This is a genomic window from Pseudomonas sp. 14A, assembly GCF_018132745.1.
In the GTDB taxonomy this organism is placed as follows: domain Bacteria; phylum Pseudomonadota; class Gammaproteobacteria; order Pseudomonadales; family Pseudomonadaceae; genus Aquipseudomonas; species Aquipseudomonas mercuritolerans.
Genome location: NZ_JAGRQJ010000016.1, coordinates 220,149 through 235,607, shown reverse-complemented (window position 1 = coordinate 235,607; position 15,459 = coordinate 220,149). Strand labels below are relative to the sequence as shown.

Here is a 15,459-nt window from a genome sequence, read left to right as displayed (position 1 = left end):
CCGATGGTAGTGTGGGGTTTCCCCATGTGAGAGTAGGTCATCGTCAAGATTAAATTCCGAAACCCCAATTGCGAAAGCAGTTGGGGTTTTGTTTTGCCTGCGGGAAAGTTTTAAGAACCGAAGCGAACAAAATTGCACAGTTATTTTCGAAGCAGAACACTAGAATAGCCCCATCTTTATCGGAGCCAGAGCCTGTATGTCAGAATCGGTTGACGCCCCCGGGCTGTCAGATTTACCGCTGGAAGACTTGATAGCCTGTCACGAGTGCGACCTGCTGATGCGCAAGCCGACACTTGCCCATGGTGAGAAGGCTCTCTGCCCGCGCTGCGGCTACGAGTTATATGCGCACCGCCATAACGTGGTGCAGCGCAGCCTCGCGCTGGTAATCGCCGCGTTATTACTTTACGTACCGGCAAACTTTTTACCCATCATGCAACTCAATATCCTCGGGCAATCTTCGCAGGATACGGTCTGGAGTGGCGTAGTCGGCCTGTTCAACACCGACATGCAAGGTGTGTCGATTGTCGTCTTCCTTTGCAGCATGGCCATACCGTTACTCAAGTTGTTGTGCCAGCTGTTTGTCCTACTGACGATCCGCTTCAATGTCGGCCGTAGTTATGGCTTGTTGCTCTATCGTATTTACCACCACCTCAGAGACTGGGGCATGCTCGAGGTCTACCTCATGGGCGTCCTCGTCGCGATCGTGAAGCTGGCGGATATGGCAGCAATCACCGTCGGCCTCGGGCTGGCATGTTTCATTGGCTTGTTGTTGGTACAAGTCTGGCTGGAGGTGGTGATGTCACCGCATCAGATCTGGCAGGCATTATCAGGAGAGGATGCCCATGCGGGCGATTGATGCGGGCATTCTGGTGTGCACCGAATGCCACGAACTGAACAAGCAGGAAGCTGACGTCGATGAGCAAAGCTGTACCCGCTGCGGCGCGCAGGTGCACGCTCGCCGCCCCAACAGCCTGACCCGCACCTGGGCGCTGTTGATCACGGCAGCCATTATCTATATTCCGGCCAACGTCTTGCCGATCATGACGGTCAGCTCCCTGGGCCAGGGTGAACCGAGCACCATCATGTCCGGGGTGATTGAACTGGTGCAGCACGGCATGATTCCGATCGCGAGTGTGGTGTTCATCGCCAGTATTCTGGTGCCCACGTTCAAACTGGTCGGCATCGCGCTGCTGCTGTTTTCCGTGCAGCGCCGGCAGCCATTGTCGGCCCGTCAGCGCATCTGGATGTACCGATTCATCGAGTTCATTGGCCGCTGGTCGATGCTCGATATTTTCGTGATCGCCATTCTCGTGGCGGTCGTCAACTTCGGCCGGATAGCCAGTGTCGAAGCCAATCTGGGCGCCGTCGCCTTCGCCTCTGTGGTGATTCTGACGATGCTCGCCGCGGTAACTTTCGATCCCCGACTGATTTGGGATAACACGGAGTCGGACGACGACCATGACTGATTTGCCTGTAGCGAAAACCCGACCGGCTTCGAACTGGTCGGCCATTTGGGTGCTGCCTCTGATCGCGCTGATCATCGGCGGCTGGCTCGGCTGGCGTGCCTGGTCGGAAACCGGCATCGAAATACAGGTGCGCTTCGAAAGCGGCGAAGGGATCCAGGCCAACAAGACCGAAGTGGTTTACAAAGGCATGCCGGTCGGCAAGGTCAAGACGCTCAAGCTTGACGATGAAGGCAACTCCAAAGGAGTGATCGCCACCATCGAAATGAACAAGGACGTCGAGCAGTACCTGAAAACCAGCACTCGGTTCTGGCTGGTCAAACCGAGCGTGACCTTGGCCGGTATCACTGGTCTGGAAACGCTGGTCTCGGGTAACTATGTTGCGATCAGCCCGGGTGAAGGCGAGCCCGTGCGCAAGTTCAAGGCACTCGCCGAAGAGCCGCCGCTGTCCGACGCCAAGCCCGGTCTGCACCTGACCATCAAGGCCGATCGCCTCGGCTCGTTGAATCGCGGCAGCCCGGTGTTCTACAAACAGATCAAAGTCGGCCAGGTCAAAAGCTACGTGCTGTCCGAGGATCAGAGCACCGTTGAACTGAAGGTGTTCATCGAGCCGACCTACGCCAAACTGGTGCGCAAACACACACGTTTCTGGAACGCCAGCGGCATCAGCATCGACGCCAACCTGTCCGGTGTGAAAGTCCGTAGCGAGTCCCTGGCCAGCATCGTCGCTGGGGGCATCGCCTTCGCCACGCCGGAGAATCGCAAAGACAGCCCAGCGACCGATCCGAGCCTGCCATTCCGTCTCTATGAAGACTTCGACGCTGCCGCTGCCGGGATTCGTGTGAAGGTCAAACTCAGCGATTTCGAGGGCCTGCAGGCGGGTCGCACGCCGGTGATGTACAAAGGCATTCAGGTCGGCAACCTGAAAGCGCTTAAGGTCGATCCGGATCTGAACAGCGCAACGGCCGAGCTGACCCTTGATCCGTTGGCCGAAGACTATCTGGTTGAGGGCACGCAGTTCTGGGTGGTCAAACCGTCGATTTCCCTTGCCGGTATTACCGGCCTGGAAGCGCTGGTGAAAGGTAACTACATCGCCGTGCGTCCGGGCGACAAAGGCGCTGCGCCGAAACGCGAGTTCGAAGCGCGACCGAAAGCACCGCCGCTGGACCTGCGTTCGCCGGGCCTGCATCTGGTGTTGTTCACCGATTCGCTGGGTTCGATCGATGTCGGCAGTCCGATTCTGTACAAGCAGGTCAAGGTCGGTTCGGTGCAGAGCTACCAGTTCTCCCGAACCAAGAAGCAACTGGTCATCGGCGTGCACATCGAGAAGGAATACGAAAACCTGGTCAACGCCTCGACGCGCTTCTGGAACGTCAGCGGCATTACCCTCACGGGTGGCTTGACCGGCGGCATTCAGGTCAAGAGTGAATCCCTGCAAACCCTGATGGCCGGCGGTATCGCCTTCGAAACGCCGCAGGCCAATGCGCCGTTGAAGAAACGTATCCCGCGCTTCCGTCTGTTTGCCGATCACGATGAGGCGAACAAGAAAGGCGCGGTAGTGACGATCAAGGTTGATCGCGCTGACGGCTTGAGCAGCGGTACGCCGGTGCGTTTCAAGGGGCTGGATGTCGGCAAGATTGAAAGCGTCGATCTGACCGATGACATGCAGTCGGTGATCCTCACTGCTCGCATCACTGAAGTGCCGGAGAAGATTGCTCGAGTCGGCAGTCAGTTCTGGGTGGTCAAGCCGGAGCTGGGCCTGATCAAGACGCAGAACCTGGAGACGCTGGTCACCGGTAAATACATCGAAGTCCAGCCGGCAGCGAAGAATCTCGGCCCGCAGAAGAACTTCGTTGCCTTGGCCGAGGCGCCGGAAGTCACCAAACAGGAAGCTGGTTTGAGTCTGGTGTTGAGCGCCGCACGTCGTGGTTCGCTGAAGCCCGGCGTGCCAGTGACCTATCGTGAAATCACCGTCGGAAAGGTGACCGGTTATGAATTGGGCCAGACCGCTGACCGTGTATTGGTCCACATCCTGATCGAGCCGAAGTACGCGCCACTGGTGCGCAGCGGCAGCCGCTTCTGGAACACCAGCGGCGTGGGCTTCGATTATGGGTTGTTCAAAGGCGTGACGGTTCGGACCGAATCGCTGGAGACGCTGATTCAGGGCGGGATTGCCTTCGCCACCCCGGATGGCGAGCGCATGGGCAACCCGGCGCGGGCCGAGCAGACGTTCCCGTTGTTTGACAAGTTCGAGGATGAATGGCTGACCTGGGCGCCGAAGATTCAGCTTGGTAAATAGTGGCGTCTGTTGAGACGTCTTCGCGAGCAGGCTCGCTCCCACAGGGGAACGCGTTCCAATTGTGGGAGCGAGCCTGCTCGCGAAGGGGCCAGCCACATCAACACAAAATCCAGGCGATAAAAAAGGGCCGCGATCTCATCAGATCGCGGCCCTTTTTTTGCTTCAGCTACCGCCGATCAAACCGCATCCAGCTCCGGCTCATCCGCCTGCACATTCAGCGTGGCCTTGACCACATCATGCCGGCGGATGTACTTCCAGTCCGCTTCATCAATGTAGATCCCGGCCGGGCCGCTGCCGCCCTCCAGGTCGATCGCGACACTGGCGCAGACTTGCGGCTTCACGCTCGCCAGAATAGGCACGAAGCCCAGTTGCAGACTGGTCTCCAGCAACGCCGCCTGGTTCTTCTCGTCGATGTCCGCCGCCTCGTCGAGGTAGTACGGCAGACGCACGCGGCCGGCCAGATCGCGATCCATCAAATGCAGCAACAAGTACATGTTGGTCAGTGCTTTGATGGTCATGGTCGTACCGTTGGACGCTGCGCCATCGATATCGGTGTGGATCACCGGTTGGCCGTTGACCTTGGTGATCTCGAAGGCCAGTTCGAACAAATCCTTGAGGCCGAGCTGGTTGTGGTTCGCCGCCACCAGCCGCGCGAGGTATTCCTTAGCCTCTTCGTTCTTGTTGTCCTGCTCGGCGCTCTGGCTGAGGTCGAACACCGACAGGGTTTCGCCTTCTTCGTACTGCCCGGCGCTGTGGATGATCTGGTCGATGTGCTTGAGCGCTTCCTTGTTCGGTGCGAGGACGATGCGGAAGCTCTGCAGGTTGGAAACCTGGCGCTTGTTGATCTCGCGGTTGAACAGCGCCAGTTGATGCTCGAGGCTGTCGTAATCGCTGCGGATGTTGCGCAGGGTGCGGGCGATGTCGGTGACCGCCGCGCGCCGCGCCTTGCCCAAGGTCAGCGCTTCATCGGTGCGGTGTGCGTAAGCGTTGATCAGCAGCGACAGACGCCGCTCCATGTCGTCCTCGCTGTCGAACTTGGCCACGCCTTTCAGACGCACCTGCGCATACAGCGCCTCGATCTGCCCATCGGCGCGCAGCAGACCCTGCCAGCTGTCCTGATAGTCGTTGAGCAGCGGCAGCAGGTTGTCCATCGAATCATCGACCGGATCCATGAACGGCGTGCCGAACGGCAGATCCGCTGGCAGCAACTGACGACGACGCAAGGCATCGTCGAGGGTGCGTTGCTTGGCTTCCATGTCGGCGATCTGCCGGCCGACCAGTTGCAGCTTGGCCGACAGTTGCTGGACGCGCTCGGTGAAGGCATCGCTGGAGCGCTTGAGTTCGTCCTGCGCGGCTTCCATCTGCGCCAGTTGTTCGAGTTTGTCGCCTTCTTCGGCGCTCAGGGTCTGGGTGCGACGGAAATCTTCCAGCGCCTTCTGCGCGTCCAGCACCTGCTGGTACAGCGCTTCGGTCTGGGTCTTGCTCGCGGCGCGGTCGGCGGCCACGGCCTGCTGGGTTTTCAATTGCTTGAGCTCTTTTTCCAGACGCTCCTTCTGATCGCGCAACGCGGCACGGTCGGCCAGCGCTTGCAGGGCCGGCGGCTCGATGTGCGAGATGTCGATCGACAGGCCCGGCACTTCGAAGCGCTCGCCTTTGAAGCCGTCAAGAATCAGCTCGACCGATTTGACCCACTCACCGTTCTCGTCGAGGGTGATGCCATGTTCGCCCAGCGGCAGGCTGAACAACGCGCTATTGAACAGACGCATCAGGCGCTCGACGTCTTGTTGCGAGAACTCTTCGCGCAGGCGGGCATAGCTGTTGTTGTCGGCGTGATCGAGTTGTTGCTTCACCGACTTCAGGCGTTTTTCCAGATCGCGCAGACGCTCTTCGAGGTCTTCGGCGCTGAACTGACGCGACTGCGCCAAGGCACCGGCCAATTCATCGTGGGCATCCTTGGCGGCGAGCAATTGTTGCTCGAGCACTTTGACGTCATCGACCAGGGCGAAGCGGTTCTTCAGCACCGACAGCTCGCCGAGCCAGCGCTGGATACCGGAAATTTCCCGCTCCAGACGCATCAGTTCCTGGGTGCCGCCGCGCTGATCGTTTTGCAGATCGTCCTGCTCGCGGCGGTAGTGCTCGGCCTGGATGGTCAGCTCTTCCTTGCGCGCCGTGGCGTAATCCGACCAAGTGCCGAGCAAGGAATCGAGCAGCGGCGACAGGCGATGCAGTTTGCCGCGCAGCACATCGCGCTGTTTCACGCCGTTGGCCAGCGCTTCAACCAATGGACCGGCGGCGACCAGCGAGTTGTAGTCCTGCTCCATGCGCCGCACGTCGCGGAAGGCTTCTTCGCACGCGGCGATGTAATCGACGCTGCCCGAACGCAGGCTGTGCTCGAAAGCATCGAGGAACAGTTGCTTGAGCTTGGCCGCGGTGATTTCGCGCATGTGCAGCAGGTTGATGAACAACGCGCGGAAGGTCTTCAGGCTCTGCTCGCTGGTGGAGCGCAGCGGGATAAGGGTCAGGTCGAGCGGGATTGACGTGTGGCCGCCAACCAGCAAGCGGCGCAGCTCATCCGGCTTGAGTTCGTAAGCCTTCAGGCCTTCTTTTTCGAGATTGCTGAACAGTTCTTTCTGGCGCAGGCAAGTGTCGTTTTTCTGGTAATGCGCCAGATCGAGCTTGCCGGCGTAGGCGAAGAACTGGTGCCCGAAACCACCGCCCGGGCCGCGACCGACCACGCCGATCACGTGGGGGCCGTGGGGCAGGTTGACTTCGACGAGGATGTAACTGGTGTCGGAGGCGAAGTAGAAGCGCCGCGATTGTTCCAGGCTGTACTTGCCGAAGCTCATGTCCGACATGCGCGCCAGAATCGGGAACTGCAAGGCGTTGATCGACGCTGATTTACCGAGGTTGTTTGCGCCGTAAACCGACAACGGTTCTTCCAGCGGGAACAGACCGAGGCTGTAACCGGCGGTGTTCAAAAGGGCAAAGCGGCGGATGCCGTAGCGTTCCTGGCTCATGCATCGGACTCCTGTTCTTCGGCAATGGCGCGGGCCAGTGCGTCTTCTTCGCTTTCTTCTTCAAATTCGGAAAGATCGAGCGGATCGTCGGTTTCGAGGAATTTCGCTTCGGCTTCTTCGTCGATCAGCACCGGTGCCGGCAGCGGCAGAACGCTGTGGACGCTGGCTGCGAGGTCGCGGTCCTGCTGTACCGACAGACACACGTCGAGGAAACGGTGCATCGGCGGCAGGAAGCGGTAGACACCGTTTTCTTCGCCGGCAAAACCGAGCTGGGTCATGCGGCGCATGATTTTTTCTTCGAGTTCTTCGACGGTCTGCACTTCGGCCTGGATGAACAGGTCGCGGTATTTATCCAGCAGCGACGGCAATTCTTCGCGGCCGAGGCTGCCGCCGTCGAGCACGGCAATCGGGTCGCGGCCCTGATCGGCCAGGTGCTCGACGAGGATGAAGGTGAACAGCGCCAGACGCTGGGCAGTCTTGTTCACTGCGGCGGCGGCCATGTCCGGCACGAAGTAGTAGAAACCGCGGGTGTCGCAGACCAGTTCAAAGCCCAGCGCCTTGAACAGCGTGCGGTACTGGTCCTGGAAATTCGACAGTTGTGCGTACAGCTCGGGATCACGGCGGCTGACGTGGTAACCCTTGAACAACTCGCGGAAGATCGGCGCCAGTTGCGACAGTTCGGAAAGATCAAGATGCATTTGGGATGCTCGCAGAATCCTCGGCGGCGGTATCGCTGGCCGAGAGCAGGGCGAAGGAGCGCAGGCTGACCTGGTGCTCGTGAGTGTGGTATTCGCGGCGTTCCAGACGCTCGCGCTTGAAGCGTTTTTCCCGCGACAGGCGCGAGAACCAGTAAAGCAATTCGTCGGTGGCGCCGTCCGGTTCCTGTTCCAGCAGCCAGGTCATCAGATCCGGCATCGGCAGCGACTCTTCGCAGCGATCGACCATCTCGCGCACGGTGCGCGGTGCACGTGGAGCGTCGCCCGCCTTCTGGGTTTTGTGCGCCTTGGGGAAGCGCGCCGGTTTCGGCTCGAAACGCGCCAGCGCATAAACGTAGGCTTCGACCTGACTGGCGCTGCCCAGGAAGGTGCTTTGCGGACGGGTGAACAGCGGCATCGCCGCTTGCGGCACGGCGTCGATGCCTTTACGCCGGATCGCCGCCAGCGCCAATGCGGCGCCACGGGTCACGGCGTTGTGCCGACGCGCTTCTTCACGCAGCGGCAGCAGCAGTTCGCGGGCATGACGCAGGGTCAGTTGCGCGCTGGTCTGCATTTCGAGGATGCGCGCGTGGGTGCGCAGGAGCATGTCGTCATCGACCAGATGGCCGAGGCGCTGCTGTTCGCTGAGCATCTTCAGCAGCACCGTTTCGACCTTGCGCACGCCTTGCTCGAAGGCACCGTCGGCGTTGACCAGATCGATCATCGGCTCGACGTATTCGTCCCACGTCGCCAGGACTTCGGCGTACCGCTGACGCAGCGGAATCTGCCGGTCGCTGGTCTTCGCCCGTTCGGCCACTGCCACCAGGGCTTGTTCATCGTTGTCGAGTTTCTTCAGGACGTCGCGCACGCGCATGTCGAGCAAGCGCAGCTGGCGCGCCAGATCGTTGCCGTCACGAACGTCGAAAGCGTCCTGGATATAACCGGCCAGACGCTCAAGGTGACGCAGGTAGGCTTCGATTTCCAGGCACAGACCGAGGCGGTGTTCGCGGCGCAGGTAGGCGAGGAAGTCGTGGATCTGCGCGTTGAGCTCGAAACGGTTCGGGCTTTTCGCCACCGGAACCAGAATATCGAGGCGAATCCACACGTCGAGCAGGCTGGTGATGTCCTGCGGCGTACTGTCGAGTTGTTGGGCGGCCAGTTGCGTGCGCAGTTCGTTGAGGCTCAGGGTGCCTTGGTCGAAGTGCTCGCACAGTGGCTCCAGAAGTGCCCAGTGTTCAGCGAGGGCGCGCAAGACGCGCTTGGGTTCGATCATCGGAATGGCCGGCTGGTTGGCGATTAAAAGCGGCGATTGTACTGCATCACAGGCGCGGCGATTCACTCTCGGGACGGGCTGTCGCATTCTTTGCCCAAAGGGCAGCGGCGCAGCGCAGCGCGGGGTATCGATCAACAGCGAGCGATATTGTGCGAAGGGCGGTAGAATCAGCGCACTTTCCGTTATCCACAAGTGGCCGACCTTTGCTTATCGAGTCCCGCCGCCGCGCCTATTTGAACGCCATGCAGGTGGTCAACTGGCTGCCGCGCACCGAACTGCCTTTCGCCGCACCGTCGCGGCCCGAGCTGCTGGAGATGCCCGAGCCTGAGCTTGAGGTACCGGTTGTTCCGGCGCCTCAGGCCGAAGCACCGGCGCAGCCTGCCGCGCGTCAGGCCGAGCGACCGAAAATCGAGGTGCCGCGTCCGTCGCTGGCCAGTACCCGCAACGGCGCCAAACCGGTGGAGGAAGTCGACGACACGCCGGTGGTGGTCAAGCCTGCGCCAGTGCCGCCGCCGCGTTTCGCCCTGCAACTGCTGCGCGCCGGGCGTTGCCTGCTGCTGGTCGAGTTACCCACAGGCGAAGCGTTTCAGAGTCGCGATCCGGCCTACCTGCTGCTCAAGGACATGCTGCGCGCCGCCGGTCTGCCGGATGCGCCGCAAATCGTCGGCGAGCCGGTGCGCTGGCCGTGGCTCAATCGCGGCACGCTGGATCAAGGCCCGGAAGCGGCGCGCGACTTCGTGCAAGGCTTCCTCTCGGTGCAGATGGAAGCGGCGCCCTGCGCCTGTCTGTGGCTGATCGGCCTGCCGGCGGTGAAATTTGCCGGGGAAGCGGACGCCGAAGCGTTCAATAGTGAATTGCAGATCGAAGGTCTGGGCCTGGCCTGGGCGATTCCCGGTCTGGAACTGTTAATGGAAGAGCCACAGCGCAAGGCCGCTGTGTGGCAAGCCATGCGTCGGCTGATGGCGCGCTGGAAACAATCCGATGAGTGAGGCTGTAACCTTTCGCCCGATGACCGAGGCGGACCTGGACGCTGTGTTGAAGATTGAATACGCCGCGTACAGCCATCCGTGGACCCGGGGCATCTTTCTCGATGGCCTGGGCAAATACCAGATCTGGCTGATGTTCGAAGGGCAGCAGCAGGTGGGCCACGGTGTGGTGCAGATCATTCTTGATGAGGCGCACCTGCTCAATATCACCGTCAAGCCGGAAAATCAGGGGCGCGGGTTGGGCCTGACGTTGCTTGAGCATTTGATGTCGCGGGCGTATGCGGCTGAAGCGCGGGAGTGCTTTCTCGAAGTGCGCGACAGCAACACGGCTGCGTTCAGGTTGTATGAGCGTTATGGCTTCAACGAGATCGGCCGGCGTCGCGATTATTATCCGGCGGTGGGCGGGCGTGAGGATGCGGTGGTGATGGCCTGTACCTTGGTGGATTAAGCCCTGTAGGAGCTGCCGAAGGTTGCGATCTTTTGATCCTGTTTTTGTAAGATCCAAAGCAAAATCAAAAGATCGCAGCCTTCGGCAGCTCCTACAGGGGGCAAATTCAAAGTCAGCTGATCAGCGCTTGCCATCCAGCGGATCCAGATCCGCCAGTTCCGCCTCATCGAGCCCGTCACCGCCGCCGATGTCGTTTTCACCGACCTCGCTCAAATCCCAATCCGCCGGATTGCCTTCGCCGACTTCCTCGGCATCGCGCGCACCATCCTCGCGAATCAAAGTCTCAGGGCTCAGGTCATCATCAGTCGGCTGGTGATCGTCCACCGAGGCCCCGGTCATACCCGCCTCACGCACTCGCTCAGCAGGCATCAATTGTTCACGTTCACGCTCGGGCAGCTCATCGCCGATCTTCGCGCTGGGCTCTTCGTCGTCAAAGTCCAGCTCGTGCACCGAGCCCATGCGGTCTTCGTTATCATCGATGGGTTCCGGTTGCACCGCATCATAAGGGCGTCGTGAATCAGTCATGGCAATTCCTCATAGTGTGGGCCTTACTGAGTGGACTCACCGGGCGCGCGAGAATTCCAACGAAAACACTTTGCGCTGGCGGCGTGACTTCGACGGGTGGTCGTCTATCAAACCTGCGCATCTTTCTTGAGGCCTTATCCATGCACGATCTACAAGACCTGATTGATAACAACGAGCGTTGGGCTGACGCGATCACCAAGGAAGACCCGGATTTCTTCGCCAAACTGGCGCGCCAGCAGACTCCGGAATATCTATGGATCGGTTGCTCCGACGCACGCGTACCGGCCAATGAAATCGTCGGCATGCTGCCGGGCGATCTGTTCGTGCACCGCAACGTGGCCAACGTCGTGCTGCACACCGACCTCAACTGCCTGTCCGTGATCCAGTACGCGGTTGATGTGCTCAAGGTGAAGCACATCCTCGTCACCGGCCACTACGGCTGCGGCGGTGTGCGTGCGTCGATGCAGGATCGCCAGTTTGGCCTGATTGACGGCTGGCTGCGCTCGATCCGCGATCTGTATTACGAGAAACGCGAAGAGCTGGCCAAGCTGGCGACCGAAGAAGAGCAGGTCGATCGCATGTGCGAACTCAACGTGATCCAGCAAGTGGCCAACGTCGCGCACACCAGCATCATCCAGAACGCCTGGCATCGCGGCCAGCCCCTGTCGATCCACGGCTGCATCTACGGGATCAAGGATGGCCGCTGGAAAAGTCTCAATACCACCATCAGTGGTTTCGAACAGTTGCCGCCGCAATATCGTTTGCGCCCTGTCGGCGCGCCATAACCGTCACTTCAACCTCGCCCCGCGTGACGCCAGCGCTGTAAAAAGCGCTGGCCTTCAGGCGTGGGTGGTTCGTCGTAACCGGTGATCCACCCACGGCAGCGCGACGCGCCGCAATCGCAGGCGAACTGGCGTAGCAGTTTGTCTTCGGTCGATGCGTAATCGATGCTCAGATGTTCGCCGCTGTGGATATCTTTCAAGGCCCACAGCCACAACTCGCTCATGTCGAGAAATACATTCGGGTCGCAGGCGTGTTCCAGCACCCCGCAAAAGCGCGGATCGTAAACGTGGATGCCGGTTTGCAACTGGCGGGTCTGTCGACAGCGATAGGGCAGCAATTGCCCGGAAACCCGGCACATTCGGCTGATGCGCAGAAACTCACGGCGCGCGACCACTGCCGTGGCAACGCCTCGTTCGTTGTGGATGATCTGGAAGTCGTCGCAGGATGGAAAGCCCAGCCGCACGGGAAGTCCGGCGAAGGGATAGATGCCTTCGGTGTCGCGCGTCGAGTGCCGGCCCATGGCTTGATTGTTCATAACAGTCCTTGTCGGTGGGTATTGCCTCCGGGTTGTGCCCATGCCTCGCCTGGCGATGCATGATTGGATCCAAGCGTCGCGCAATTGAAACTACTGGTCTACTGTCAAACCTGACAGGCGCGATCGCCGTTATCCCGCGTCAGCATTGGCTGACACGGGGTTACTGCGGCAACGATTACAAAGCAGGTGCGGGCACGGCGGCCGCAGGCAGTGGCGCTTTCAGCTGTTGCAGTTGCGTCTTGACCGGTGGCGTTGCGCACTTGGCAGCGGCTTGTTCGGCGCTGAGATCGCGAATCGAGGTATAGAACAACTCGCAGGTTTTGACCTTTTGCGTCACTTGCCATGTTTGCGTGCAACTGTTCAGCGTGGCCTGCGCATCGCTGCCCGGTTTGCTGCCCATCCCGGCCTGCCAGCAGGCCGCGCTCAGATCCTGACCCATGACTTTCAAGCCCGCCGCGTCAGCCTTGGCCTGGGCATCGTCGCCGGTATAGCTCTTCGGATCGGCGGCGTACCAGATATAGCTCGGATGGTTGGAACCGAGCACCGGCACGTTCACCCCTTCGCTCGGACTGATGCTTGCCAGACCCAATACGCCCACCGTCGGCCCATACTGTTCCTTGATCCAGTTGCGCACCGGCGCCCCGAACGCAACCATCGGCAGCGTCGTGCCGCTGGCGGTCTTACTGAACTGCTTGACCAGCGTGGTCTGGTAATCCTTGAAGTAGTCATAGACGTCCTCCAGATCCCCGCCGGCGTTGGACGGCGCGGCGATCGGCGCGATGTCGATGATGGTCTGATAGGCCGGCGTCTGCCCGGCGGGGATGCCGTTATCGGTCAGCAAAGTCGCCCAGCGGTCGGTGGTGTTCGAGCGCAGATAATCCTGCGCCTGGGTCAGCGAGTAGTCAGGCGGGAAGTGCAGCAACTCGACGCTCTTGCGATTCTCCAGCGCCATGCCCAGTGGCAGGAACAGATACCAACTGTAGGCCCACTTGCCATCGGCATTGAGCTTGCTGGCGCCGGCATAAGCCAGATCCCCGGCGTCGAGCAGCGCGGACAATGACCTGTCATAGCCATCCGGCACTCCGGTGATCTCGGCGTAGAGCTGATCGTTGTCGGTCTTGACCAGCACCTTGGCATCGGCGTAACCGTCGCGCTGGAGGCTCTGGCTCAGGTAGTGAGCAACGGTCTGCTCCAGCGTCCAGTTGCGGAAGCAGATCACGCTGCAATTGTTGGGGTAGGCGAAGAGCCGGGTGACGCGCTCGGTGCTGCCCAGTTTCACGTCGACATCGGCGTGGACGGCGGTGCTTAGCGTCAGTGCAACGAGGGTAAGTCCTGCGAGTTTGAACATGCTCAGATCCTTTTCAGCGTGGGTTCCCCTCGATTTGGGGGCGCTTCATAGTGGATCAGTGGTGTTTGACAGAAAAGCGGTTGAGTGTGGATTCTTGCCTGAATGCGGTATGACCCAAGCAGCGCACATATTGTTACGGCTGTGCCAACAAGCACGCTGCCTGGTGCGCGTCCGCACTGCTAGACTGCAGCGACATCGAATTTTCCAAGGGTGAGTCATGAAGCCTTCTACTGCTCTCGACATGCAAAGGTCCGCCGTCCGCGAAGTGATCGGGCGCTTTCGTGTGGCCAACCCGCGTGTATTTGGTTCAGCATTGCTGGGGACGGATCTGGACGGTAGCGATCTCGATCTGCTGGTTGACCCGCTGCCCGGCACGACGCTTTTTGATCTGGGCGGGCTTCAGGTTGAGCTTGAAGACCTGCTGGGTGTTGCGGTCGAGGTGCTGACCCCCGGCGACCTGCCAGTGAAATTTCGTCAGCAGGTGCTTGATCAGGCGCGACCCGTCTAAAGCAGCGATCAAACCAAGTTTTAAGAGCACCTGCCCTTGAGCAGGTGCGTTTTTATCGACTTACGGCATCACCGGCGGCGTATACGCCAATGTCGTCCCCAGCGCCCACAACAACAGCAGCACCAGTGGCGTGTGCACCAGCAGTTGCACGAACGAGAAGCCGATCAGATCCCGCGCCTTCAACCCGAGCACGCCCAGCAGCGGCAGCATATAGAACGGGTTGATCAGGTTCGGCAGTGCTTCGGCGGCGTTGTAGATCTGCACCGCCCAGCCAAGGTGGTATTGCAAGTCATTGGCGACTTGCATCACGTAGGGCGCTTCGATGATCCATTTGCCGCCGCCGGACGGGATGAAGAAACCGAGAATCGCCGAATACACGCCCATCAGCAGCGCGTAGGTGTCGTGGGAGGCGATGCTGACGAAGAAGGTCGAGATGTGATGCGCGAGGGTTTGCGCATCGGCGCCTTTGACCGTAGTCATCAGTGCGGCGATCGAGCCGTACAACGGAAACTGGATCAACACGCCAGTGGTGGTCGGCACCGCACGGGCCACCGCATCAAGGAAGCTGCGCGGGCGCCAGTGCAGCAGCGCGCCAAGCATGATGAACAGGAAGTTGTAGGTGTTCAGGCCGGAAATCGCGGTAATCGCCGGTTTGGTCGAAAACTCGTGAAACAGCCATCCCGCCGCCAGCAGCACCAACACGATGATCAGCAAAGGGCTGTGTTCCAGCCATTCGCCGGGGCGCGTGCGCGGTTGCAGCGGCGGCAGGTTGAACGCCGGGTCGATGCCGCAGGCCTCGGCGTCGCGTGCCGAGTTGGGGCCGGGCGCGGTGGCGTAGGCGATGATGATCGAAATTACGATCAGCGCCAGGAGCATGACGCCGGACTGCCAGAGAAAAATGGTTTCGGTGAACGGGATTACGCCAGTGATTGACAGGATCGACGGCGGCAGGCTGCCCGGGTTGGCCTGCAACTGTGCGGCTGACGATGACAAGCCCAGCGCCCACACCGCGCCAAGTCCCAAATATGCCGCAGCACCGGCCGCGCGGTAATCCATTTTCAGGTCGGTGCGGCGGGCGAGGGCGCGTACCAGCAGCCCGCCGAATACCAGCGACAGACCCCAATTGAGCAGCGAGGCGACCATTGAGATCAACGCTACCCAGGCCACGGCGGAGCGGCCGTTCTTCGGGATGCGTGCCAGTTTGTCGATCAGTTTGACTGCGGGCGGAGAACTGGCGACGACATAGCCGCCGATCACCACGAAGGCCATCTGCATGGTGAACGGGATCAGGCTCCAGAAGCCGTCGCCGAAGGCCATCGCTGCAGCGGTGGGTTTGGCGCCCATGGCCAGAGTGGCCAGCGCAACGATGATCACGGCCAACGCGGCGAATACCCAGGAGTCGGGAAACCAGCGTTCGGCAAAACTGGAACAGCGCAGGGCAAAGCGCGCGGAGCGGCTATCTTCGATATCAACGGCCACGGGAAGTACCTCGGATTTTTTATGGTTATTTTGGTCCGCGGGAGCAGTCGCCCGGCTCGACAGCCACAGAGATCCCTGTGGGAGCGAGCCTGCTCGCGAA

General features: G+C 60.5%; 14 protein-coding genes. 7 read left to right on the top strand and 7 right to left on the bottom strand.

Annotated features, from left to right (window positions below):
* The first annotated feature begins 196 nt into the window (after positions 1-196).
* The 3 genes from PS14A_RS21010 to PS14A_RS21000 are packed head-to-tail and all read left to right on the top strand — an operon-like array spanning position 197 to position 3,762.
* Positions 197-856, top strand: a complete 660-nt coding sequence (locus tag PS14A_RS21010; protein ID WP_071173598.1) for a paraquat-inducible protein A — start codon at positions 197-199, stop codon at positions 854-856.
* Complete coding sequence (locus tag PS14A_RS21005; protein ID WP_071173597.1) at positions 843-1,466, top strand: paraquat-inducible protein A; 624 nt, start codon at positions 843-845, stop codon at positions 1,464-1,466. Before PS14A_RS21010 ends, PS14A_RS21005 begins: the two co-directional genes overlap by 14 nt.
* Positions 1,459-3,762, top strand: coding sequence for an MlaD family protein (locus tag PS14A_RS21000; protein WP_212617138.1), 2,304 nt, complete (start codon positions 1,459-1,461; stop codon positions 3,760-3,762). Before PS14A_RS21005 ends, PS14A_RS21000 begins: the two co-directional genes overlap by 8 nt.
* Before the next feature lie 176 nt (positions 3,763-3,938).
* On the opposite strand, the gene mksF is transcribed toward PS14A_RS21000, so the two are convergent.
* From mksF to mksB, 3 genes are read right to left on the bottom strand one after another with little or no spacing between them, the layout of a single operon-like run.
* A complete protein-coding gene (mksF, locus tag PS14A_RS20995) occupies positions 3,939-6,779 on the bottom strand; it encodes an Mks condensin complex protein MksF (protein ID WP_039761238.1) in 2,841 nt (946 codons plus the stop codon).
* On the bottom strand, positions 6,776-7,477 hold the full coding sequence (gene mksE / locus PS14A_RS20990) for an Mks condensin complex protein MksE (RefSeq protein ID WP_016773189.1): 702 nt from the start codon (positions 7,475-7,477) through the stop codon (positions 6,776-6,778). Before mksE ends, mksF begins: the two co-directional genes overlap by 4 nt.
* Positions 7,467-8,747 (bottom strand): Mks condensin complex protein MksB, encoded by a 1,281-nt coding sequence (mksB, locus tag PS14A_RS20985; protein WP_160768349.1) that lies wholly within the window; start codon positions 8,745-8,747, stop codon positions 7,467-7,469. Before mksB ends, mksE begins: the two co-directional genes overlap by 11 nt.
* Before the next feature lie 242 nt (positions 8,748-8,989).
* Between mksB and PS14A_RS20980 the strand changes: the two genes are divergently transcribed.
* Both PS14A_RS20980 and rimI read left to right on the top strand, forming a co-directional pair.
* Positions 8,990-9,736 (top strand): hypothetical protein, encoded by a 747-nt coding sequence (locus PS14A_RS20980; RefSeq protein ID WP_041480020.1) that lies wholly within the window; start codon positions 8,990-8,992, stop codon positions 9,734-9,736.
* On the top strand, positions 9,729-10,181 hold the full coding sequence (rimI, locus tag PS14A_RS20975; protein WP_076564123.1) for a ribosomal protein S18-alanine N-acetyltransferase: 453 nt from the start codon (positions 9,729-9,731) through the stop codon (positions 10,179-10,181). Before PS14A_RS20980 ends, rimI begins: the two co-directional genes overlap by 8 nt.
* 120 nt (positions 10,182-10,301) lie before the next feature.
* Here rimI and PS14A_RS20970 read toward each other — a convergent pair whose 3' ends face one another.
* The gene (locus PS14A_RS20970) at positions 10,302-10,706 is read right to left on the bottom strand and encodes a serine kinase/phosphatase (protein ID WP_130910077.1); all 405 of its coding nucleotides are present in this window, start codon (positions 10,704-10,706) and stop codon (positions 10,302-10,304) included.
* Positions 10,707-10,846: 140 nt separating this feature from the next.
* Between PS14A_RS20970 and can the strand changes: the two genes are divergently transcribed.
* A complete protein-coding gene (gene can / locus PS14A_RS20965; protein ID WP_039761245.1) occupies positions 10,847-11,491 on the top strand; it encodes a carbonate dehydratase in 645 nt (214 codons plus the stop codon).
* A gap of 8 nt (positions 11,492-11,499) precedes the next feature.
* Here the strand turns inward: can and PS14A_RS20960 are convergent, their stop codons facing one another.
* Both PS14A_RS20960 and PS14A_RS20955 read right to left on the bottom strand, forming a co-directional pair.
* Positions 11,500-12,024, bottom strand: coding sequence for a lysine methyltransferase (locus PS14A_RS20960; protein ID WP_212617137.1), 525 nt, complete (start codon positions 12,022-12,024; stop codon positions 11,500-11,502).
* A gap of 175 nt (positions 12,025-12,199) precedes the next feature.
* Positions 12,200-13,372, bottom strand: a complete 1,173-nt coding sequence (locus PS14A_RS20955) for a hypothetical protein (RefSeq protein WP_212617136.1) — start codon at positions 13,370-13,372, stop codon at positions 12,200-12,202.
* A gap of 217 nt (positions 13,373-13,589) precedes the next feature.
* Between PS14A_RS20955 and PS14A_RS20950 the strand changes: the two genes are divergently transcribed.
* Positions 13,590-13,880, top strand: a complete 291-nt coding sequence (locus PS14A_RS20950) for a nucleotidyltransferase domain-containing protein (RefSeq protein WP_042609686.1) — start codon at positions 13,590-13,592, stop codon at positions 13,878-13,880.
* A 60-nt stretch (positions 13,881-13,940) separates the two neighbouring features.
* Here PS14A_RS20950 and PS14A_RS20945 read toward each other — a convergent pair whose 3' ends face one another.
* On the bottom strand, positions 13,941-15,359 hold the full coding sequence (locus tag PS14A_RS20945; RefSeq protein ID WP_159245687.1) for a TIGR00366 family protein: 1,419 nt from the start codon (positions 15,357-15,359) through the stop codon (positions 13,941-13,943).
* Positions 15,360-15,459 lie beyond the last annotated feature (100 nt).

Coding starts and splice junctions, on each gene's coding strand:
- mksE (WP_016773189.1), bottom strand. CDS start 7,477: ATGCATCTTGATCTTTCCGAACTGTCGCAACTGGCGCCGATCTTCCGC.
- PS14A_RS20980 (WP_041480020.1), top strand. CDS start 8,990: ATGCAGGTGGTCAACTGGCTGCCGCGCACCGAACTGCCTTTCGCCGCA.
- PS14A_RS21010 (WP_071173598.1), top strand. CDS start 197: ATGTCAGAATCGGTTGACGCCCCCGGGCTGTCAGATTTACCGCTGGAA.
- PS14A_RS20970 (WP_130910077.1), bottom strand. CDS start 10,706: ATGACTGATTCACGACGCCCTTATGATGCGGTGCAACCGGAACCCATC.
- mksF (WP_039761238.1), bottom strand. CDS start 6,779: ATGAGCCAGGAACGCTACGGCATCCGCCGCTTTGCCCTTTTGAACACC.
- PS14A_RS21005 (WP_071173597.1), top strand. CDS start 843: ATGCGGGCGATTGATGCGGGCATTCTGGTGTGCACCGAATGCCACGAA.
- rimI (WP_076564123.1), top strand. CDS start 9,729: ATGAGTGAGGCTGTAACCTTTCGCCCGATGACCGAGGCGGACCTGGAC.
- PS14A_RS21000 (WP_212617138.1), top strand. CDS start 1,459: ATGACTGATTTGCCTGTAGCGAAAACCCGACCGGCTTCGAACTGGTCG.
- PS14A_RS20960 (WP_212617137.1), bottom strand. CDS start 12,024: ATGAACAATCAAGCCATGGGCCGGCACTCGACGCGCGACACCGAAGGC.
- PS14A_RS20955 (WP_212617136.1), bottom strand. CDS start 13,372: ATGTTCAAACTCGCAGGACTTACCCTCGTTGCACTGACGCTAAGCACC.
- mksB (WP_160768349.1), bottom strand. CDS start 8,747: ATGATCGAACCCAAGCGCGTCTTGCGCGCCCTCGCTGAACACTGGGCA.
- PS14A_RS20950 (WP_042609686.1), top strand. CDS start 13,590: ATGAAGCCTTCTACTGCTCTCGACATGCAAAGGTCCGCCGTCCGCGAA.
- can (WP_039761245.1), top strand. CDS start 10,847: ATGCACGATCTACAAGACCTGATTGATAACAACGAGCGTTGGGCTGAC.